The organism is Ornithinibacillus sp. 4-3, from assembly GCF_040958695.1.
In the GTDB taxonomy this organism is placed as follows: Bacteria; Bacillota; Bacilli; order Bacillales; family Amphibacillaceae; genus CALAMD01.
The window spans coordinates 1,871,407-1,893,195 of the sequence record NZ_CP162599.1 but is presented as its reverse complement, the minus strand read 5'-3'; the positions used below and the strand labels follow the sequence as shown (position 1 = coordinate 1,893,195).

Here is a 21,789-nt window from a genome sequence, read left to right as displayed (position 1 = left end):
TTATTTTGAACAAGGAAGGAAGCTGGATTATCAAAATGATGCAATCACTCATATCTACCCAAGATAAACGAGATTATATCCAATGGTTTTTAGATACACATCAATTGAAAAATCATGAAAGTGAATGGATTTTAAAATATCTTTGTAAGGACGAAGAACTTTTATCTCTCGTTCATTTTGTGCGTGAGGACATTGAAGATTATTCTCGCGGTATGATTATTAGTAGTGAAGAAACTGACAACAAAGCCTTTGTTTTTTTCAAATATCATATTTATACTTCCAGCACAGATAAAGCATTTCACGATATACGCATGCAGAAGCAATTACCTTTATTTATACAATTTCATTATCCAAATGCCATGAGTTGTCCATACTATGCAGGTGTTCTAACTGAAAATCCAAATGTGAAGTATTATCAACAAGATACACAACAAGTAGATGCTTTACTTAAATATATGAAGTATGAGCAACAGATCAAAAACTTAGAAGTAGAAATTGATCAGGCACTAGATGAACTGGATAAATCAAAATTTAATTACCTAACTGCAAAGCTTCAACAATTAAAGGAGCAAATGAATCATTAAATCATGGAATGAAAGAAGGGCAAAAACATGAGATGGATTCAGAAAGATATGAGTCAATATATAGGAGCAAAAGAGTATATTGATTCCTTGCTTATTCCATTAAGTCCGTTTCAGTTAACGGATAGCAATAATATGGCCAAGCATGCTTTTCAAACCGAGGTTTTAACTATTTTTACAAACGAATTAGAAAAAGAATTAACTGGTCGAATTTTGCTTACTCCAAACTACACGTATATTGCAAGTAACGATCAGGAGAAAGATACGGATATTGAAAGAATTAATAATTGGATTCAACATGCTAAATCACAGCCATTTAATCATTGTTTTATTATTACTTTTGATGCTGCTTGGAAGAAGCATGAACAAGCACTAGATGGACATCTTATTTGGTTACCAGGAATGACAACAGGAGATATTCATTCACCTGAAATGGCAATGGTTATTCGTGATCAAGTAAATCAAGTAAGCGAATTAATTCGTTCTTATTGGTAAAATCATTCAAAAAACGTCATGAAATATTCATATTTAGAAAACTTTTATTCAACAATGGGATTATGATTGACCGAAATAAAAGATTGAGCTATCATTAAGTTGTCCTAGTAATCTGTTTATAAATTTATATGTCCGTGATTAAAGTATAAGAGGGGAGGGGAAAATCGTGAGCGAAAAGAAACAACAAGTTTCCCGACGACAATTTCTTAACTATACACTAACTGGTGTAGGTGGATTTATGGCTGCAGGTATGATGGTACCTATGCTTAGAATGGCTATTGATCCGGTATTAAAATCTTCTGCTGCTGGAGATTTAGCGAATGTTGGAATTTCTGTAGACGAAATTACTGCAGATCCACAACGTGTTGAGTGGGTAGTTGAGCTAGAGGATGGTTGGTACAATTCAAAAACAACCCGAGTAGCATGGGTATATAAAAATGAAAACGACGAAATAGTAGCGCATTCCCCGATATGTAAACACCTTGGATGTTTTGTAACTTGGGAAGGCAGCTCAGATCATCCAAACGAGTATTTCTGCCCATGTCATGATGGACGCTATTACAAAGATGGTACAAATGTTCCTGGAACACCACCATTAAGTCCATTAGATGAATATGAGCAAGCTGTAGAAAATGGAATTTTATTTCTAGGTGAACCAAAACCAAGAGGGGAGGCGTAATAACCAATGTTACAGAAAATTTATGATTGGATCGATGAACGAATTGATATTACGCCTATTTGGCGGGATATTGCAGATCATGAAGTACCAGAACATGTAAACCCTGCACATCACTTCTCAGCGTTTGTATACTGTTTTGGTGGTCTTACGTTCTTCGTATTAGTAATTCAAATTTTATCTGGTATGTTTTTAACAATGTATTACGTACCGGATATTGAGAATGCTTGGAAGTCTGTATACTATTTACAGACCGAAATAGCTCATGGACAGATTGTTAGAGGTATGCACCACTGGGGTGCGAGTGTTCTAATTGTAATGTTATTACTACATACAATGCGTGTATTTTTCCAAGGTGCTTATAAAAAACCTCGTGAGCTAAACTGGATGGTTGGAGTATTAATCTTCTTCATTATGTTAGGTTTAGGTTTCACAGGTTACTTATTGCCATGGGACAACAAAGCATATTTTGCTACTCAAGTAGGTCTTGAGATTGCAGAACAGGTACCATTTATTGGTGCACAATTAAAAACATTATTAGCTGGTGACCCAACAATTGTTGGTGCTGAAACATTGACACGATTCTTTGCGATTCACGTGTTCTTCTTACCAGCAGCATTATTTGCATTACTAGCAGTACACTTTATCTTGATCCGTAGACAAGGTATTGCTGGACCACTATAAAATAAAGGAGGTTAAGCCGTGAAAAGAGGTAAGGGAATGCAGTTTGTCGGAGATTCACGTATCTCCGCAGAACGCACATCACAAATTCCTAAGGACTATTCGGAGTACCCTGGTAGAACTGAAGCATTTTGGCCAAACTTCCTACTTAAAGAGTGGTTAGTAGGTTCAGTATTCTTAATTGGATTCCTAAGTTTAGTACTTGCTCATCCATCGCCTTTAGAGGGTGTAGCAGATCCAACAACTCAAGGGTATATTCCGTTACCAGACTGGTATTTCTTATTTTTATATGAATTACTAAAATATCAATTTGCAAGTGGACCTTATGTTATTTTAGGTATTCTTGTTATCCCTGGTTTAGCATTTGGTGGTTTACTAATTGCTCCTTTCTTAGATAATGGACCAGGTAGAAGACCTCCTAAACGTCCTGTTGCAATTGGAATGATGTTACTTGCTTTAGCTGCAGTTAGCTGGTTAACTTATGAGTCTGCTGCTGCTGTTGACTGGGAACAGCGTGCTGAATCTAACAAACCAATTCCACCATCAAGTGTTGAAATCGACACAAGTGATCCTGGATATGCTGTTTATGAAAATAGCTGTATAGGCTGTCATGGTGGAGAATTGGAAGGTACAGGTGCTGGACCAGCCTTAATGGGTACGGAGCACACTGCTGAAGAAATTGCTGATATTGCTGTAAATGGTATTGGTGGTATGCCAGCAGACATGTTCCAAGGTACAGATGAAGAACTAGAACAACTAGTAAACTTTATCTTATCTGTAAATGAAGCAAATGAGTAATTAATAATTGTAGAAACACCTTTGCCAACACAATTGGTGAAGGTGTTTTTTTCTTACAAAGACGAAAATTGTACTTTACTTTACCTATTTCATTTAAAATAGAGGTATGTCAATTATGTTAAAATATTTATTTATCGACAAACGATTTATTTTTGTGTTATTTCTTATCAATTTGTTTGGAACGATTTATGGTTATATTTGGTATAAGAGTCAATTAGCAATTACTCCTTTGCATTTTTTGCCGTTTGTTCCAGATAGTCCTACAGCAAGTTTATTTTTTACGATATTTTTATTGTTCTTCTTATTTAATAAAAACACCCCATATATAGAAGCTTTGGCACTTACATCATTATTTAAATATGGAATTTGGGCAGTTGTGATGAACCTGCTAACTCTTATATTAAATGGAGAACTAAGTCCACAAGGATATATGTTAATTGCTTCACATGGAGCTATGGCTATTCAAGGATTAATTTATGCTCCTTATTACAAGATTAAAATGCGCCATCTTGTTGTTGCATCCCTATGGATTCTGCATAATGACATTATTGATTATGTATTTGAAATGATGCCAATTTATTCTGATTTGACAACCTATATGCAAGAGATTGGCTATTTTACCTTCTGGTTAAGTATCTTAACTATTTTCATTGCTTATAAAATAACAATACCGAAGAAGAAGTGATTAAACTTTTTTACAGGCATTGTTTTTCTTTTCCTTGCATAACCTGTAGTAAGTCTTTAACGATGAGGTGATGACAGTGGAATTGATAAGAAAAAGCATGTTCAGATACCTTCTAATCATCCTCATAGCATTATTTAGTATGATCTTTTTTGCTCCAGAGATTGCTGCTAAAGAAGCAAATGTTACAGTTACTATTGAAATAAAATCCTTTCTATGGATTGTCAGTATAGTAGGTGGCTGTATTGCCACAACGCTAGCTTATGTAAGCTATAAAAAGTATAAAAGTATGAAAAAGAAACAAACTAATGATAAGTCAAATAGTTGACGTATCATCGAAATTTGACTAAAATTGACTTATAGATAAAAATTTGACAGTGTGTGGAGAAGTGCCTTAGTAATATGGAATTTGCTTTCTTCTATGCGGAATTTTATATTCACAAATAATGTCAATTTAAAAAAATATGGGGGAATTGTTTATGTCATTAGGAACTTTACTAATATACTTTGCATTGTTAATGATTATTCCACTTTGGGCGCAAGCAAAAGTGAAAGGAACCTATAATAAATATTCTAAAGTAGCGACTTCATCCTATATGACCGGGGCTCAAGTTGCACGAAAAATTTTAGATGATAATGGATTATATGATGTTACGATTGAGGAAACAAAAGGAGTTTTGACAGATCATTATGACCCAAGAAAGAAAGTAGTTCGTCTTTCTCAAGGGAATTATCGTGGTCACTCTAAAGCAGCTACAGCAATAGCAGCACATGAAGTTGGCCATGCATTACAGGATGCAGAAGGATATGCATTTCTTAAATTTAGATCAGCATTAGTTCCTGTAGCAAGCTTTGGATCAAATATTTCCTTTTTCCTTATTTTTGCAGGGCTTATTTTTAGTATGACCAATTTATTATTATTAGGTATTATCTTCATGGCAGCTGCAGTGTTGTTCCAACTTGTTACTTTACCAGTCGAGTTTAATGCTTCCTCACGGGCGATGGATCAAGTAATCGCTTCAGGTATTATCCGTAATGATGAAGAACGGGATACAAAGAAAGTATTAAATGCTGCTGCTTTAACCTATGTAGCTGCTGCATTAGTAGCTGTAGCAGAGCTCGTGAGATTTATTTTAATCTTTTTAAATAGTAATGATTAAATTCATTGCATCCAATATAGAAGTTATCGCTATGAAGGCGATAGCTTCTTTTTTTATGGAAGTCCTTCGCAACAAGCATTGAGAAAATCTAGAACACTAAGTTAGTAACTTATACTAACGATAGCCAATTGATTGAACCAGTGCTTATGCTTTTAGTTTGGTTCAATTATCCTTTTTTATCGTATGATGAAGGACAAGGAGGGAGATTTTAAATGAGTGAAAAACGTTTTGAGATTATTGACAAACAAGGCAAACTAGAACAATTCAAAGTTATACGTCATAATGAGACAGGGATTCTTTATATGCATCATTTAGTTGGTTATGCAGGTGGGTTAACTGTTTTGGTTGATTCGCAAGGGAAGCCTTTGATTGATGAAGAATATAAACAGTAATGATTAAGCCTCTCATACTGAGGTGCTTTTTATTTATGCTCCTAGAAAACGGATTTTATCTCTCTCTAAGCCTTCTATTAGCCTTTTTTCATAGGTTTTATGAGGTAAAGAAACTCTCCCATTTTATAAAATTTCACTTTATAATCATATAGCAAATGTTTATCTTTCAGTTTTTAGAAACTAATAATAGATAAAAGAATAAATATTTGGCAATTAACTGTTATTTCGGTTAACATTAGAATGGATAATAGTAAAAGAAGTTCTTTCAAAAAGGGGTTTTTAAAAATTAATAAACAATCATATACTACAGAAGAAATTCAATCACGAGTTGACGCATATATTTCACAATTTAAAGAGGGATACTTTTCTCCGTTAAGCTTGATGGCTCGACTGACAGAAGAAACTGGAGAGCTTGCAAGAGAAATCAGTCATTTCCATGGAGAAAAACCAAAAAAATCTTCTGAAAAAGCAGGAAGCATAGAGGAAGAGGTTGGAGATATTATTTTTGTTTTAGCATGTTTTGCTAATTCCTTAGATTTTAAGCTTGATGAGGCATTTGAACAATCCATGCGAAAATTTGAAGTACGTGATGAAAATCGTTGGACGAAAAAAGAATAACGCATTTTGAGGAGGAGTATACGATGACGATAAAAATCGTTTTGGCTGGGCCACGTGGTAAAATGGGAACAGAAGCAATTGAAATGATATTAAAGGAACCGAAATTTGCATTAGTTGCATGCATCGATCGAAAAAACGCTGGAGAAGCATTGCAGAAAAATAATTTATCTATCCCAATTTTTGATGATGCAGATACTTGCTTTGATTCTGTTGAAGCAGATGTATTCATCGATTTAACGAATCCCGAAGCTGGTTTTCATCATACGAAAACAGCTTTAAACCATAAAATTCGTGCTGTTGTTGGTACTTCTGGATTTTCAACAGAACAAATTAATGAGTTAAGTGAAATGGCAGAAACCCATCATACTGGCTGTATTATTGCACCAAATTTTGCAATTGGAGCTATTTTGATGATGCAGTTTTCTAAAATGGCAGCAAAATTTTTCCCAGATGTTGAAATTATTGAAAAGCATCATGATCAGAAAATGGATGCACCTTCAGGAACTGGAGTTAAAACAGCACAATTAATCCAAGAAAATCGCGAATCCAAAAAACAAGGCCATCCAAATGAGATAGAAACAGTAAGTGGCTCACGTGGAGGAGATATGGACGGCATCCGAATTCATAGTGTCAGACTTCCAGGACTTGTTGCACATCAGGAGGTTATCTTTGGAGGAGCTGGTCAAACTCTGTCCATTAAGCATGATTCATTAAATCGTTTATCATTTATGGATGGAATTCATTATTCTGTTTTACAAGTAATGAAATTAGATCAGCTTATTTATGGATTAGAAAATTTAATAGAACTATAGAACAGTTGTTGGGGGGAAAGCGAAATGATGAAAAAGATTGGTATTACTTGCTATCCTACTGTCGGTGGCTCAGGAATCATTGCTACAGAGTTAGGAATGCTATTAGCTGAACAAGGACATGAAATTCACTTTATAACATCCAGTTTACCTTTTCGCTTAAATTCTCAATATCCTAATATCTTTTTTCATGAAGTAGAAATTACACATTATCCAGTTTTTCAGTATCGTCCCTATGATTTAGCATTAGCGGCTAAAATGGCAGAAGTAATTGATCGTGAAAAATTAGACATTTTACACGTCCATTATGCTATGCCACATGCGATTTCTGCTATTCTAGCGAAAGAAATTGCAGAGCATAAGGTGAAAATTATTACTACATTACATGGTACAGATATCACTGTACTTGGCTATGATTCTACATTTAAAAACATGATCAAATATGGTATTGAAAAATCAGATGCTGTTACTGCAGTATCTCATGATTTAGTTAAGGTAACGAAAAGTAGACTTGGTGTAAAATGTGATATTTCTGTTATTTATAATTTTGTAAACGAGAAGGAATATTATAAGAAAGATATGCCTTCATTAAGAGAATGTTATCAAATTAAACCAGATGAAAAAGTAGTTATTCATATCTCAAATTTCCGAAGAGTAAAGCGAATTACCGATATTATTTATACTTTTAAACATATTTTGGAAGAAGCAGATGCTAAATTATTATTAGTTGGCGATGGTCCAGAATCTTCATCTGCATCTGAGCTTGTACATCGATTAGGAATAGAGGAACATGTACTATTTCTAGGAAAACAGAAGAATATCAGTGAATTACTTTCCATTGCAGATGTAAAGCTTCTTTTATCAGAGCAGGAAAGCTTTGGTTTAGTAATACTGGAAGCAATGTCTTGTAATGTGGCATGTATCGGTACAAATACCGGTGGAATACCTGAGGTGATTAATCATAAGGAAACAGGCTTTATTGTTGAATTAGGAGACACGAAGCAGGCTGCTAAGTATGCCATTGAGTTATTTAAAGATAAGGATCTATATCAAAACATCACAGAAAATGCATTAAAGCGTGCTAAAAATGAATTTCATTCTAAAATCATTGTTCAACAATATATTGATTTATATGATGAAGTCTTAAAGAAATAATAGAAAATTGGTGATTTCCCTTGCAAACGAAAGCCTTTTTACAAGCAAATTCAATATTACAGCGACTAGAAGAACATGAGCATGAAGCTTTTTTTGTAGGTGGGTGTGTAAGGGATTTTTTATTAAATCGACCGATTCATGATATTGATATTGTCACTTCAGCATTCCCTGAACAGATTCAAAATATTTTCCCGCAGGTGATTCCAGTTGGTATTGCTCACGGTACAGTTATTGTTCGCCATGAGCAGAAGTCCTATGAGGTAACCACCTATAAACATTATTTAAATAAGCAAATAACAGCTAATAATAAACAAAAAGATATTGCAGAAGATCTACGATTACGTGATTTTACAATGAATGCCTTAGCAATGAATCGCTCTGGTGAAATTATTGATATATGGGGTGGCCGAGCGGATATCCATCAGCAACTCATTCGGGTAGTAGCTGATGAAAAGGGCCGTTTTCTGGAAGATCCACTTCGTATATTGCGAGCGGTAAGATTTGTTAGTCAACTAGGATTTAGGATAGAAAAGGCTACATTAGAATATATGAATGAGTTACGAGCGTCATTGGAATCTGTTGCAATCGAAAGAGTAAGTAGTGAATGGGAGAAGATTATTACTGGAGCTTTTTTTCAAAGATCACTTACTTATTTAAAGGATTCAAAAGTTTACCAATATTTACCTATTTTTAATCAATATCCGGAAATATTTGAAGAAATTCCTTCAAATATTTCTAAGTTTGATTCTTTTGCAGCGTTTATTACATATATGCATTTTTCGAATGAAAATATAGCTGTGCGGCGATGGTTAAAAGCTTGGAATTGCTCAAATAAAACAAAACAACAAATAAATATTTTTATCCAAGCATACAACAATTTACAACAAACAGGATTAAATCCATGGTTAGTGTATCAATTACCTGAAGCAATGGATGCTAGCTTTGTTCGACTAGCTCATCAGTTAATCCCAACCTATGAAATAACACAGGAACAAATGCAACAACTACGATCCCAATTGCCAATTGCTTCAGCAAGAGAGTTAGAGGTTAATGGGAGAGAAATAATGACTTTATTTCCAAATTTAAGCAGAGGTCCTTGGATTAAAGAATTACTTCAGCGCATTGAATATGAGGTTGTTTTTTCTCGCCTACCTAATAAAAATAATAAAATAAAGGAATGGATATTATGCAATCCACCCGAGCAAAATTAATACAATTATTAGCTGTAAGTAGAGAAGACTACATATCTGGACAAGCGCTATCAGAACAGCTTCAAATCTCTCGCAGTGCTATTTGGAAGCATATGAAGGCTTTAGAGACAGAAGGATATGTTATTGAAGCAAAACCAAAAGTAGGATATCGTATTTTAAACTATCCAAATGAAATGAATGAATATACATTAAGGCGTGGATTAGAAACTAATTGGCTTGCTAAAACATTGATTCATAAGCCTATAGTTAGCTCTACTCAGGATATTGCCCATGAACTAGCTAAAAAGGGTGCTGAGCATGGGACAATTATCATTGCTAATGAGCAAACTAAAGGAAAAGGGCGAATGAATAGAGCTTGGTATTCAAAGGCTGGAAAAGGTATATGGCTAAGTATGATTTTAAGACCAAGCATCTATCCTTATGAAGCTCCACAGCTAACATTACTTTCTGCTACTGTTATTGCAGATGCTATTAAAAAAATGACCAATCTACAGCCGCAAATTAAATGGCCAAATGATGTTTTGATTAATGGGAAGAAAATAGCTGGTATTTTAACAGAAATGCATGCAGAACAGGATCAAATTCATTATGTAGTCATTGGTATTGGACTTAATGTAAATCAAGAAATAGAAGATATACCAGCTGAGCTTCAGCATAGAGCTTCTTCTATTCAAATTGAATCAAATAAAATATGCGATATTCGTAAGATAGCACAAAATCTATTAGCCATGTTTGAAAAAGAATATGAAGCTTTTATCCATGAAGGTTTTAGTAAGGTGAAAAATAAATGGGAAAGCTATGGTTATAAAATGGGAGAGCGAGTGTGGCTTAATATGCAAAATCAGCGGTTCCAAGCACTCTTCTTAGGAATAGCTGAAGATGGTGCATTGTTAATGCAAACAGAAGATGAAGATATTAAGCGTGTTTATTCAGCAGAAATTGAATGGTTTAAGGAGGATTAAATATTCATGTTAACAAGAAATGATTTTCAAAAGATGAAGCAGAATGGTGAGAAAATTACGATGGTTACAGCTTATGATTATCCTTCTGCTAAAATGGTGGAGGAAGCAGAAGCGTCCATGATTCTTGTTGGTGACTCATTAGGTATGGTGGTATTAGGCTATCCTACAACTGTACAAGTAACAATCACAGATATGATCCATCACGGAAAAGCTGTAAAGCGTGGTGCATCAAATACATTTACTGTAGTAGATATGCCATTTATGTCTTACCATGTTTCTGTAGAAGAAACTCTAGTAAATGCGCAAAAGATCTTTCAAGAAACAAATGCTCAAGCATTGAAGGTAGAAGGCGCTTCAGAAACAGTGCTGAAGGTCATTCAACGTTTAACAGAAGCTGGTATTCCTGTAGTTGCTCATCTTGGGCTTACTCCTCAAACGGTGAATGTTGACGGTGGTTATCGTGTTCAAGGAAAGGATGAATCATCAGCAACAAGATTATTAGAAGAAGCTGAACTTGTCACAAAACATGGTGCAATTGCTGTAGTATTAGAGTGTGTGCCAAAAGAACTGGCACAATTAATAACAGAAAAAATATCCATCCCAACCATTGGAATTGGTGCGGGGATTCATTGTGATGGGCAAGTCTTGGTTTATCATGATTTACTTAATTATGGAGTTGAGCGAGTAGCTAAATTTGTAAAACAATATGCAAATTTTAATGATATTGGTAATGAAGCTATTCAGAACTATGTGAAGGAAGTTAAAGCAGAACAATTCCCATTAGATAATCATTCATTTTTAATAAAAAATAAGAATATATTACCAAAGTAGGGATAGATATGAAAATTATTAAATATGCCTATGAGCTTCAATACTCACTTCAATATTTGAGAAAAAAATATACCATTGGTTTTGTACCAACAATGGGATATCTGCATGAAGGGCATCTTTCTTTAATAGAACAGGCTAAGAAAGATAATGATATTGTTGTTGTGAGCATCTTCGTAAATCCACTACAATTTGGAGAGAATGAAGATTTTGATCAATATCCAAGGGATGAAGCACGTGATATCGAGCTTGCCAAGAACACTGGAGCAGATTTCTTATTTATGCCTGATGCTAAGGAAATGTATCCAGATGACCAGCAAATAACAATGCATGTAGGCAATCGTGCAGAAGTGCTTTGTGGAAAATCTAGACCAAATCATTTTGATGGGGTAGTTACAGTAGTTAGTAAGCTATTTCATATTGTCACACCACATCAAGCTTATTTTGGACTAAAGGATGCTCAACAATTTGCTATCATTGAAGCATTGGTGAGGGATTTAAATTTTCCAGTAGGCCTTATAGGCTTGCCAACTATTCGTGAGCAGGATGGCTTAGCCAAAAGTAGTCGCAATGTCTATTTAACTGCTGAGGAGCGTAAGGAAGCGGTTTGGATTTCCCGTGCATTACAACAAGCGCAGGAAGCCTTTAAAAGTGGAGTTTTGAATACGGATGCTATCAAAGCTAAAATGCGCCAAATAATTGAAAATGAAACGAATGGGATGATTGACTATATTGAAATATTAAGCTATCCCAAGTTAAGAGCAATGGAACAATTAAACGGACAAATCATTATTGCTGTAGCTGTGTTTTTTGATAAGACTAGACTAATTGATAATATTATTTTAGATCAACATGGAAATGCAGTAACGATGATTACGGTATAGAGAGTAAGGTGGATTTATGGATAAATTTGTTATTATAGATTTGGAAACTACAGGTCATGCTCCTTCATCTGGAGATCGGATTATTGATATTGGTATTGTTATCGTTGAAGATAGAAGAATTGTGAAAGAATATACGACATTAATTAATCCAAATCAATCCATACCACCATTCATTTCGAATCTAACAAATATAAAGAATACAGATGTAACGTCTGCACCTGAATTTAAAGACATAGCTGCTGAAATTGTTGAATTAACACAAGAAGGCTATATCGTAGCCCATAATATCCTTTTTGATCTAGGATTTTTAAATACAGAATTAGCCAATCTAGGATTATCTAAATTAAAAAATCCTGTATTAGATACTGTGGAGTTATCACGAATTTTATTTCCTCAAGCACCTGGATTTCAATTGGGACAATTAGCAGAATATTTTTCTTTAGGCCATAATGAACCACATCGAGCATTATCAGATGCCAAGGTAACAGCGGAATTATTAATTATTTTATTAAATAAAATTTCATCATTGCCAGTAGAAACAATTAGCCATCTGCTAAAGCTGGAGAAGAAATTACAATCTGATTTATACGCTATTTTATTTGCAGAAGAGCAGACAAAGAATAAAGATCAAGCAAATTATTCGGCATATAAGGTCTTTCAAGGACTTGCATATAAAAAATGGCAAGAGTCAACTAATCAGAATCAGTTATCCCTTCCGTCCTTTGGTCACTTTCTAGATGATATTATCGGTAAAGATGGTTCCATGGGAGCATTAATGGATCATTTTGAAGAGAGATCTGGACAAAGAGAGTTATCTGAAACTATTTATGATGCTTTTCAATCAGAAAAACATGCCTTAATTGAAGCAGGAACAGGGACAGGGAAGACAATTGCATACTTGCTCCCAGCATTATACAGAGCAGTAAACAATCATAAAACTACAGTTATTAGTACGTACACTACACAATTACAAGCGCAAATTATGGATGAAGAGATTCCATTATTAAGGAAGCTTGTATCCTTTCCTTTTAAAGTTGCACTATTAAAAGGAAAAAATCATTATATTAGCTTAGAGCGCTTTGCTAAGGTATTGCAGTTAGAACAGGAAGATAATTATGATCATGTTTTAACAAAAGCAATTTTATTAATATGGATAACAGAAACAACTACTGGTGATATTGATGAGATTCAACTTTCGTCTAGTGGGTATTTATTTTTTCAAAGCATTAATAGTGAAGAAGAAAAGAATCATAAATCTCCCTGGAGTGAACATTCGTATTATCAAAAGGCCAGAGAAGAAGCAAACCAAGCACATATTGTAATTACGAATCATGCTTTATTTGCGATGGATATTATACAAGATGTCCCATTATTGCCTGAGTATGAGGTAGCTATTATTGATGAAGCTCATCATCTAGAGTCTGTCGTTTCTGAGCGCTATGGGATGAAAATTGATTATATCCAAATCCAGCATATTCTTAATAAAATAGCATCATCATCTATCCTTAATAAAGCAATTCTAAAATTAATAGAGGCAGAAAACCTCATCAAAGATACATATCAAGCAAGAACATGGCAGCAGCAGCTACAATTGGCTAAACAGGAAGTAGATGAATTATTTCGTTCTATCTTTCAATATGTGGTGGAGCAGAAAGAATATAAGGCAGTTAGTGATATAGGAAGAATTCAATATCGAATTCAATCTGTTCAAAGAGATCAAACGAATTGGAAATTTATTATAGAATTAACAGATCGTGTGATTCTTTTTCTATCTAAGCTTTCTCAAATCATGAGTGATGCTGTGGGTAATATTGATAAAGAGGCAGATAAAAATGAAGTAACTGCTTTGATAAACGCTTTAGTAAATTATATAGATGAATTGAAGCTGCTCATTATGAAGGAAGACTCAGAACAAATTAGATGGATTGAAGTAGCAGCACATGGGGCGAAAAATGCGGTGTTTTTGTATAGAGAACCGAAAAATATTGCTCCTGTCATTAATGAGAAATTATTTGAAGGCAAGAAAAGTATTGTTTTAACGAGTGCAACATTAACAACTAGTGATTCTTTTTCTTTTATCAAACAGCGTTTAGGTATTTCTGAAGATCGATTGATCATGAAAAAAATTGATTCACCATTTTCTTTTGAAAATCAAGTACAGCTCCTTATTCCAGATGACTTTCCAGACATCAATCATACTGATTTGGAAGATTATATTATTTCGACATGTGAAGCTATTCTGTCCCTTGCAGAAATAACAAAAGGAAAGATGCTTGTTTTATTTACTTCTTATGATATGTTGAAAAAGTCCTATTATCTGTTAAAAGAGATGCTGGATTTAGATGAATATGTTCTAATTGCCCAAGGTATTTCGAGTGGGAGCAGAAGTAGATTAAAGAAAAATTTCCAGACCTTTGAAAAAGCAATATTACTTGGAACAAGCTCGTTTTGGGAAGGTGTCGATATTCCAGGAGAAGATTTGTCTTGTGTGGTTATTGCTAGACTACCTTTTGATCCACCAACACACCCTATTCAAGCAGCTAAAGCAGAGGATGTTACGCAGCGTGGAAAGAATGCCTTCTATGATTTCTCTTTACCAAATGCTGTGATTCGTTTTAAACAAGGATTTGGTCGACTAATTCGTTCGAAAACAGATCGGGGAATTGTCTTTGTTTGTGATGCTCGAATTATGAAATCACGTTACGGAAAAACTTTTATTAAATCAATACCAACTGTACCAATTACCTATGATTCCACAACGAATTTAATGAAGAAAGCGGAAGAGTGGTTTTAAGAGGATGTTCAAAAAGTCCAACAAAAATGACACATCGAACAGAGGAACTTCGACTAGGTTCTGACACGTCCTGTGTCGAACGTCGAAGTCATCACAACACGCGCAAGTCGTTAGCTTGCTTTTCCGTTCCTTGAAAAAGAAAAGCACTTTTTCTGCGTGCAAGAGCGTCTGCTCATGTATTAAAACCATACATTCCGCTACTTTAAGCTACGCTGCCTTGAACTTTCGACGGACACGATGTGCTAGTATCGGTGTTGCTCTCGTGACGTTGCGTACTTAACCGATGACGGTCCTTTTTACTGACCTTTTTGAACACGCACTTTAAGATAAACGGAAGAAATACTTTAGTTTGGCTTAAAAGCTTACATATTGGTTATGATAAAACTGATGCAATTGCATCAGTTTTATCTGGTATGGGATTTATTCATATTATGTTAAAATAGATAAGATTTAACATAATACTCTTATTAACTTTTGTATTAAATTAAAAATTATCAATGACATTTTTTGGCTGATGTATGATCAAACATTTCATTTCATCATAATTTAAAATCGAAAGGTGAACAATCCATGAAATTATCCAAGAGAGTGAACACATTAACTCCATCATCAACATTAATGATTTCGGCTAAAGCTACAGAATTAAAAAAACAAGGACACCATGTTATTAGTCTAGGTGTTGGAGAGCCTGATTTTAATACACCTAGAGTCATAATAGAAGCAGCTAAAGAAGCGATGGAAAGCGGATTAGTAAAATACACCTCTGCAAATGGAATTATTGAATTGAGAGAAACCATTGCAAAGAAATTAAAAGAAGATAATCATTTAGAATATAAAAGCAATGAGATTGTAGTTACTACAGGAGCAAAGCACGCATTATTTGCATTGTTTGAAATTTTATTAGATGAAGATGATGAAGTCATCATTCCAGCTCCTTATTGGGTTAGCTATCCAGAGCAGGTGAAGCTAGCAGGTGGTAAGGCTGTAATTGTAGATACATTAGAACAAAATGATTTCAAATTAATTCCTGAGCAATTAGAACAAGCAATTACAGAAAAGACAAAAGCAATTATTATCAACTCTCCAAGTAATCCAACTGGAATGGTCTATAGTCGAGATGAATTACAGCAAATTGGAGATATTTGTCTAAAACATGATATTACTATTGTGTCTGATGAAATTTATGAAAAACTTATTTATACAGAGGACAAGCATGTATCCATTGCAGAGCTCTCACCTTTGTTAAAAGAACAAACAATTGTTATTAATGGAGTAAGTAAATCACATGCAATGACTGGCTGGAGAATTGGATATGCTGCTGGTCCTAGATATATTATTAAAGCAATGACTGATTATATTTCTCATGAAACATCTAATCCAACTACAATTGCACAATATGCAGCAATAGCGGCATATAAAATGGATGAAACAGCAATTAATAATATGAAACAAATATTCTCTGAAAGATTAGAACGATTATATCAGCTTTTAACGGATATACCTGGTATTACTTGTCGTAAACCAAAAGGAGCATTTTATTTATTACCAAATGTCACAGAAGCTGTACGAAAAAGTGAATTTAATACGACAGATGAGTGGACTGCGGCATTATTAGAAGAAGAAAAGGTTGCGTTAGTACCTGGTTCAGCATTTGGTTCACCTGATCATGTCAGAATATCTTATGCTACTTCATTAGATATATTAGAAGAGGCTGCAGAGCGCATAAAAAGGTTTGTAGAAAATCATTAAAGTGCGCACTTCATAAAAATATCTAAAACTCTATATCTAATCCCTTGTTTATTCTAGCAAGGGATTAGATATTTTCATGCTATAATGAAGGGAGAGGTGTTTTACGAAAATGGAAAAAATTTCAATACAGCAAATACTTACAGATCAGTTATCTGTCCCAATAAAATTATTAACTTCTTTTAAAGATATAGGCTTAAATGAAAATGATGTTATGGTTATTTTACAAATACATCGTTTTATAAATAATAAAAATGATTTCCCAACACCTACAGAAATTTCATCTTCCTTAAGCCTTAATGAAAAAGAATGTGCTTTAATTTTACGTAAATTGATTCAAAAGGGATTATTGGCTATTGAACAACTTGAAAATGAGCATGGTCAATTGTCTGAAGCATATAGTTTAGCATCACTATGGGAAAAGCTATATACATCCAAGCCTGAATATGAAGAGCAAAATATAGAAGGAACGATTTTCTTATTATTTGAACAAGAGTTTGGTAGACCATTATCGCCATTTGAGATAGAGACAATAAATAATTGGTTAGATATAGATCAGATTTCCCCGCCTCTTATTAAAGCGGCATTACGTGAAGCAGTCCTAATGGGGAAATTAAATTTTAAATATATTGATCGTATTTTACATGAGTGGCAGAAGAAAGGAATTCGTTCGGTAGAACAAGCTAGGCAGCAGTCTAAAATGTTTCGCAATCAGCAAACGAATCCAGTAGCTGAAACGAAGAAAAGAGATACATCATTTTATTATAATTGGTTAGAGGGGGAGGATTAGACGTGCTAAATAATACACAAATTAGAGAAATTTTAGATACCATGCGAGATATGTTTCCAGATGCAGAGTGCGAATTAAATCATAAAAACCCTTTTGAGCTTGTTATTGCAGTCTTACTATCTGCTCAATGTACAGATGTATTGGTGAATAAAGTAACTCCTAGCTTATTTGAAAAATATAAAACACCAGAGGATTACTTAGCGGTGGATTTAGAGGAGCTACAGCTGGATATTCGTTCCATAGGCTTGTATCGTAATAAAGCTAAAAATATTCAAAAGTTATGTGCTATCTTAATAGATAAGTATAATGGTGAGGTTCCACAAACAAGAGAAGAGCTAGTAGAACTGCCAGGGGTAGGGAGAAAAACGGCAAATGTCGTTTTATCTGTAGCATTTAATATTCCAGCAATAGCAATTGATACACATTTAGAAAGAGTTTCTAAGCGTTTAGGTATCTGCCGCTGGAAAGACTCTGTATTAGAAGTAGAAAATACACTAATGCGTAGAATTCCTAAAGAAGAGTGGAGTGATACACATCATCGAATGATATTTTTTGGTAGATATCATTGCAAAGCTAGAAATCCTAACTGTCCAGAATGTCCCTTACTATCACTTTGTCGAGAAGGTAAGAAGCGAATGAAGAAAGCTATAAGTTAAAAAATAATCTCAAAACAAAAAAGAAGCAGAAGAGAGGGGATCAACACCTTTTCTTCTGCTTCATTTATGCTACACCAGATTAATTTTCATCTGTGTTTTCTTCTTCTTGAGTATCCGTCGCATTTCCTTCTAGTTCATTATTATTTTCTTCCTCGTTAGGCTCGGGATCAGGTTCCGGGTCTGGTTCAGGTTCCTCTTCAGGTTCAGGATCTTCTGTTGCTGGTTCTTCTTCTGGTTCCTCCTCAGGCTCTTCTTCAGTAATATTTACGTCTTGGGTAACACTGCGCGATTCACCACGAACTCCATCTAAACTGCCACTTGTTCCAATTGGTGTCACGGTAATTGTATAACTGCCTGTTTGAACGCCACTAATTTCTAAACCAGCAGAATTAACCGTTTGTGTTTGCCCATTTACATCTACTTCAAAGGCAGCTGGAGGACCATCATATGACCAGTCTACATCAATAATTCCTCTTCCTTCATCAAAGGATGCGCTTAGTGATTCAACTGCTGGAATTTCTTCTGCGTCTATCGTTACTTTTACTGAAGCTGGATCACTTCGACTACTACTATCTTCATTACTAACAACAACTACTTGAATTACATACTCAGCATCAGCTTCTATATCTGAAATTTCTAATGAAGTTTCTTCGGTCGTAGAGAGTACCTTCATTTCCCCGCCATCAACACTTGCACTTACTTCATAACTAACATCTAGATCATCTGAGTAATCCCAAGAAACATTAATGCTTTCGTTATCACTATTGTACTGTGCAGATAAGTTAGATACAGGATCGAGCTTATCAAATTTCTCTGATTTTTTACTTGGCTCATGCCCTTTAACAAACAATTCTTTTACGATATTTGTACTAGGTGTGAGCGGACTAGGCAGCATTGGTGGATTTGTTCCTCTTTCAACCTCCACCTCTACAACAGAATCAGGCATTTCAAAATCAGGTGTATCTATATCCTTCGAAAGCTCTGTCATCGTATGTTTAAACAATGCATGTGGAACCTTTGTATTTTCAATAATTTTGTTATTTTCATTATAACCGGTCCAAATAGAAATGGTGAAATTGGTTGTATAACCACTAAACCATGAATTATTTGCTCCGCTTTGACCTTCTAAATTCGTTGTACCTGTTTTACCTGCCATAGGTAAATCTGGAATATTTGCGTCTCTACCTGTCGCATTGGATGCCGTGACAGCTGATTTAAGCATATCCGTAATCATATATGCGGTGTAATCAGACATGACAGCTTCTGATTTAGGTCTTAAGTCAACGGATTGACCGTTAGGAAATTCAACTTCCGTTACCGCATAAGGTTCATTATATATTCCCTCATTACCAAAAGCTCTAAAGGCACCAGCTAATTGTAATGGAGTAACACTTGTTTGAGTACCTCCAATAGCATCACCAATAGTAATTTGATCGTTAGCGAATTCAATTCCTAGACCTTCAGCAAATTTTTTCGCATTATCGAAACCAGTTTCTTCTAAAGCTTTTACTGCAGGAACGTTTAAAGACTGGGCTAAGGCAGAACGCATAGAAAGCCAGCCTTGATAGCTTCGATTCCAGTTTCTAATTTCCTTATCAGTTCCAGCAATTGGATATGGTTTATCATCGTTGATTTGATGATAAGTAGACCATTGGTTATTTTCTATCGCTGGTCCATAGGCTACTATAGGCTTAATGGTTGAACCTGCCTGACGACCATTATTGTTATAAGCGTAGTTGTATCCACGTATGCCTTCATTATTTCTACTTCCACCAATCGCTCGAATCTCACCAGTTTTCGTATCCAGAACAGCCATACCTGCTTGTAATTCATCATCTGGATAGGAAATAGGATTATCATCACTATCTGTTAATAGAAATTCTACATATTCCTGTGCATGTGGATCTAATGTTGTGTGTATTTTCAAACCATCTGTGTAAATATTTGCGCCATCTACTTTTTCATGAACTTCATCTTCAACCTTTTGAATGAATGCTTCATATGGAGTTGAGGATGGTTTCTTTCCTGCTAACAAGGAAGTAATATCTACTTCACGAGCTTCGTCTGCTTCTTGTTGCGTAATTTTCCCATGACGTACCATTAATTTCAAAACGGTATCTACACGACCCTCTGTTAAATCTGGATTTTCATAAGGGTTATAAGCAGTAGGACGCTGTGGCAATCCTGCTAAAATAGCTGCTTCGATTAAGGTAAGGTCATGTAAGTCTGTTTTACCAAAATATATTTCAGCAGCCTTAGCTACACCGTAAGCACCACTACCATAGAAAATTTTATTTAAGTACATTTCTAGGATTTGTTCTTTTGAAAATTTACGCTCTAGCTTTAGTGCAAGCCATTGTTCTTGTATTTTAAGACTAAGCTTTTTCTCAGGGGTTAAAAATGATTGCTCAACCACCTGATGTGTAATGGTACTTGCTCCTTCAGAACCAAAGCCATTTACAATATTACCACGTACAGCTCCCGCAAGTCGTCTAAAGTCAATTCCATTATGCTCAAAGAAACGGGCATCCTCTGTAGCGGTAACTGCATCAATTAAAACCTGTGGTAAATCATTGTACTCAATCTTTGTTCGCTTCGTATCACCAAGCTCTGCAAAAACATCTCCATTCATATCGAGTACTTGAGCAGAGAAGGGGTCAGATAATTTCTCTACGTCTAGATCTGGGGCAGTAGCAATATAATAACCAACTACACTTCCTACACCAATCCCCATTACTAAGATTAAAATACCTATAATTAATAATATCTTTTTAAATAATGGCTTCTTTTTCCCGTTTTTCTTTTTTCCATTTTTCTTTTGCTTCATTTGTTGTTCTCGTCGCGCAGTACGAGTTTCTTTTTTATCTGTCATGATGTTTCCTCCGATCTAAAATAGAGCCTATCGATAATTTCAAGATAATCGACTCTAGCTTGGTACCTGAACGGTATGAGATAACCCGCCTGCTGAATAGCAGAGTAGGGGATGGATTTTCTGCCTCCCTTTAATTGGTCGTCCCAATAAGTAAAAAGTTTCTCTGCATTTAATAAAAAAGTTTCATTAAAAGTGGCAAAACGAATAAGAATAAAGCAAATTGCTCCATGCTGGACAACTTCCTTCATATGATTGATTTGGTGCTCATGAAAATTTGCCAAAGGAAGGGAGGTTTCACTCTTCGTTTCTTTTGCCTCAAAATCGATATATCTTTGTTTATAAATCCCATTATAATCAGTAGTGGAAGCTTGCCTAAAATATCCCTCTGTAATAACAGCAGCGCTTCTTTTCGGATAATTTACTTTCACTATTTGCACTGGTGTTGGTTTTTTATGAATGATTGCTCGACCTTGCACGCGATAATAATCATTTGTAAGATTAATATCTTCCTCCAGTGTCATCCCACGATTATGATAATTATTTGTAGTTCGTGAAACAGTCATATTTCTTTGTTGCCCATTTGGATACTTCAATGATATTTCCTCCTAGTTTGCTATATCTATACCTAAGATACAAACTAACCTCATTATATATGAAACAACTTCTCATAGACAATGGTTCATTCAATAGTGTGCTGTATTTGTCGAATATACCAAGTGATTTGTTGAAAAAAACAATGAAAAAACACCTTTTCTATATTCTTCTTTCTAGTATTGTCAACTAACAGGAAAATTTTCCCTGAATAGCTAATTAAATTTAAAAAGAAGGGAGGAATAATTATTAGAAAATCTATTTTTTATTCCAAAAAACACTATTATAGCGCGGTTCATTATTTATTTGACCAATTAAAGAACATGGATAAAAAATTAAATAGACACATAAAAAAAGAAATCAAAAAACAGTTAGATCTGCTTTAATTCTAAAAGTACGTGTTCAAAA

22 protein-coding genes are annotated in these 21,789 nt (G+C 34.7%); 20 read left to right on the top strand and 2 right to left on the bottom strand.

Annotated features, from left to right (window positions below):
* Positions 1–35: 35 nt before the first annotated feature.
* From AB4Y30_RS09235 to nth, 20 genes are all read left to right on the top strand, one after another.
* On the top strand, positions 36–584 hold the full coding sequence (locus AB4Y30_RS09235; RefSeq protein ID WP_368651951.1) for a YpiB family protein: 549 nt from the start codon (positions 36–38) through the stop codon (positions 582–584).
* A 27-nt stretch (positions 585–611) separates the two neighbouring features.
* Positions 612–1,076 (top strand): DUF2487 family protein, encoded by a 465-nt coding sequence (locus AB4Y30_RS09230; protein WP_368651950.1) that lies wholly within the window; start codon positions 612–614, stop codon positions 1,074–1,076.
* Between the two features lie 166 nt (positions 1,077–1,242).
* On the top strand, positions 1,243–1,755 hold the full coding sequence (locus tag AB4Y30_RS09225; RefSeq protein WP_368651949.1) for a ubiquinol-cytochrome c reductase iron-sulfur subunit: 513 nt from the start codon (positions 1,243–1,245) through the stop codon (positions 1,753–1,755).
* Positions 1,756–1,761: 6 nt separating this feature from the next.
* The gene (gene qcrB, locus AB4Y30_RS09220) at positions 1,762–2,436 is read left to right on the top strand and encodes a menaquinol-cytochrome c reductase cytochrome b subunit (RefSeq protein ID WP_368651948.1); all 675 of its coding nucleotides are present in this window, start codon (positions 1,762–1,764) and stop codon (positions 2,434–2,436) included.
* Between the two features lie 18 nt (positions 2,437–2,454).
* A complete protein-coding gene (locus AB4Y30_RS09215; RefSeq protein ID WP_368651947.1) occupies positions 2,455–3,231 on the top strand; it encodes a c-type cytochrome in 777 nt (258 codons plus the stop codon).
* A gap of 115 nt (positions 3,232–3,346) precedes the next feature.
* Positions 3,347–3,916, top strand: coding sequence for a DUF1405 domain-containing protein (locus AB4Y30_RS09210; RefSeq protein WP_368651946.1), 570 nt, complete (start codon positions 3,347–3,349; stop codon positions 3,914–3,916).
* 76 nt (positions 3,917–3,992) lie between these two features.
* Entirely contained in the window at positions 3,993–4,241 is a 249-nt protein-coding gene (locus tag AB4Y30_RS09205; RefSeq protein WP_368651945.1) for a sporulation protein YpjB, read from the top strand.
* A gap of 151 nt (positions 4,242–4,392) precedes the next feature.
* Positions 4,393–5,073: a zinc metallopeptidase gene (locus tag AB4Y30_RS09200; RefSeq protein WP_368651944.1), complete on the top strand. Its 681-nt coding sequence runs from the start codon at positions 4,393–4,395 to the stop codon at positions 5,071–5,073.
* Positions 5,074–5,285: 212 nt separating this feature from the next.
* A complete protein-coding gene (locus tag AB4Y30_RS09195) occupies positions 5,286–5,465 on the top strand; it encodes a DUF6440 family protein (RefSeq protein ID WP_368651943.1) in 180 nt (59 codons plus the stop codon).
* A 240-nt stretch (positions 5,466–5,705) separates the two neighbouring features.
* On the top strand, positions 5,706–6,083 hold the full coding sequence (locus AB4Y30_RS09190) for a nucleotide pyrophosphohydrolase (RefSeq protein WP_368651942.1): 378 nt from the start codon (positions 5,706–5,708) through the stop codon (positions 6,081–6,083).
* A gap of 23 nt (positions 6,084–6,106) precedes the next feature.
* Complete coding sequence (gene dapB, locus AB4Y30_RS09185) at positions 6,107–6,895, top strand: 4-hydroxy-tetrahydrodipicolinate reductase (protein WP_368651941.1); 789 nt, start codon at positions 6,107–6,109, stop codon at positions 6,893–6,895.
* Between the two features lie 27 nt (positions 6,896–6,922).
* Positions 6,923–8,047 (top strand): N-acetyl-alpha-D-glucosaminyl L-malate synthase BshA, encoded by a 1,125-nt coding sequence (bshA, locus tag AB4Y30_RS09180; RefSeq protein WP_368655208.1) that lies wholly within the window; start codon positions 6,923–6,925, stop codon positions 8,045–8,047.
* 20 nt (positions 8,048–8,067) lie between these two features.
* Positions 8,068–9,258 (top strand): CCA tRNA nucleotidyltransferase, encoded by a 1,191-nt coding sequence (locus AB4Y30_RS09175; protein ID WP_368651940.1) that lies wholly within the window; start codon positions 8,068–8,070, stop codon positions 9,256–9,258.
* Positions 9,234–10,220 (top strand): biotin--[acetyl-CoA-carboxylase] ligase, encoded by a 987-nt coding sequence (locus AB4Y30_RS09170; protein WP_368651939.1) that lies wholly within the window; start codon positions 9,234–9,236, stop codon positions 10,218–10,220. Before AB4Y30_RS09175 ends, AB4Y30_RS09170 begins: the two co-directional genes overlap by 25 nt.
* 6 nt (positions 10,221–10,226) lie before the next feature.
* Positions 10,227–11,051, top strand: coding sequence for a 3-methyl-2-oxobutanoate hydroxymethyltransferase (panB, locus tag AB4Y30_RS09165; protein WP_368651938.1), 825 nt, complete (start codon positions 10,227–10,229; stop codon positions 11,049–11,051).
* Positions 11,052–11,059: 8 nt separating this feature from the next.
* Positions 11,060–11,932 carry a pantoate--beta-alanine ligase gene (gene panC, locus AB4Y30_RS09160; RefSeq protein WP_368651937.1) on the top strand — a complete coding sequence of 291 codons (873 nt, stop codon included), beginning with the start codon at positions 11,060–11,062 and terminating at the stop codon, positions 11,930–11,932.
* A 16-nt stretch (positions 11,933–11,948) separates the two neighbouring features.
* Positions 11,949–14,726 carry an ATP-dependent DNA helicase DinG gene (gene dinG / locus AB4Y30_RS09155; protein ID WP_368651936.1) on the top strand — a complete coding sequence of 926 codons (2,778 nt, stop codon included), beginning with the start codon at positions 11,949–11,951 and terminating at the stop codon, positions 14,724–14,726.
* A 570-nt stretch (positions 14,727–15,296) separates the two neighbouring features.
* Positions 15,297–16,475 (top strand): pyridoxal phosphate-dependent aminotransferase, encoded by a 1,179-nt coding sequence (locus tag AB4Y30_RS09150; RefSeq protein ID WP_368651935.1) that lies wholly within the window; start codon positions 15,297–15,299, stop codon positions 16,473–16,475.
* Positions 16,476–16,584: 109 nt separating this feature from the next.
* On the top strand, positions 16,585–17,262 hold the full coding sequence (locus AB4Y30_RS09145) for a DnaD domain protein (RefSeq protein WP_368651934.1): 678 nt from the start codon (positions 16,585–16,587) through the stop codon (positions 17,260–17,262).
* A 2-nt stretch (positions 17,263–17,264) separates the two neighbouring features.
* Positions 17,265–17,918 (top strand): endonuclease III, encoded by a 654-nt coding sequence (gene nth, locus AB4Y30_RS09140; protein ID WP_368651933.1) that lies wholly within the window; start codon positions 17,265–17,267, stop codon positions 17,916–17,918.
* Positions 17,919–17,997: 79 nt separating this feature from the next.
* Here the strand turns inward: nth and AB4Y30_RS09135 are convergent, their stop codons facing one another.
* On the bottom strand, positions 17,998–20,790 hold the full coding sequence (locus tag AB4Y30_RS09135; RefSeq protein ID WP_368651932.1) for a PBP1A family penicillin-binding protein: 2,793 nt from the start codon (positions 20,788–20,790) through the stop codon (positions 17,998–18,000).
* Positions 20,787–21,389 carry a Holliday junction resolvase RecU gene (gene recU, locus AB4Y30_RS09130; protein ID WP_368655207.1) on the bottom strand — a complete coding sequence of 201 codons (603 nt, stop codon included), beginning with the start codon at positions 21,387–21,389 and terminating at the stop codon, positions 20,787–20,789. Before recU ends, AB4Y30_RS09135 begins: the two co-directional genes overlap by 4 nt.
* Between the last annotated feature and the right edge of the window lie 400 nt (positions 21,390–21,789).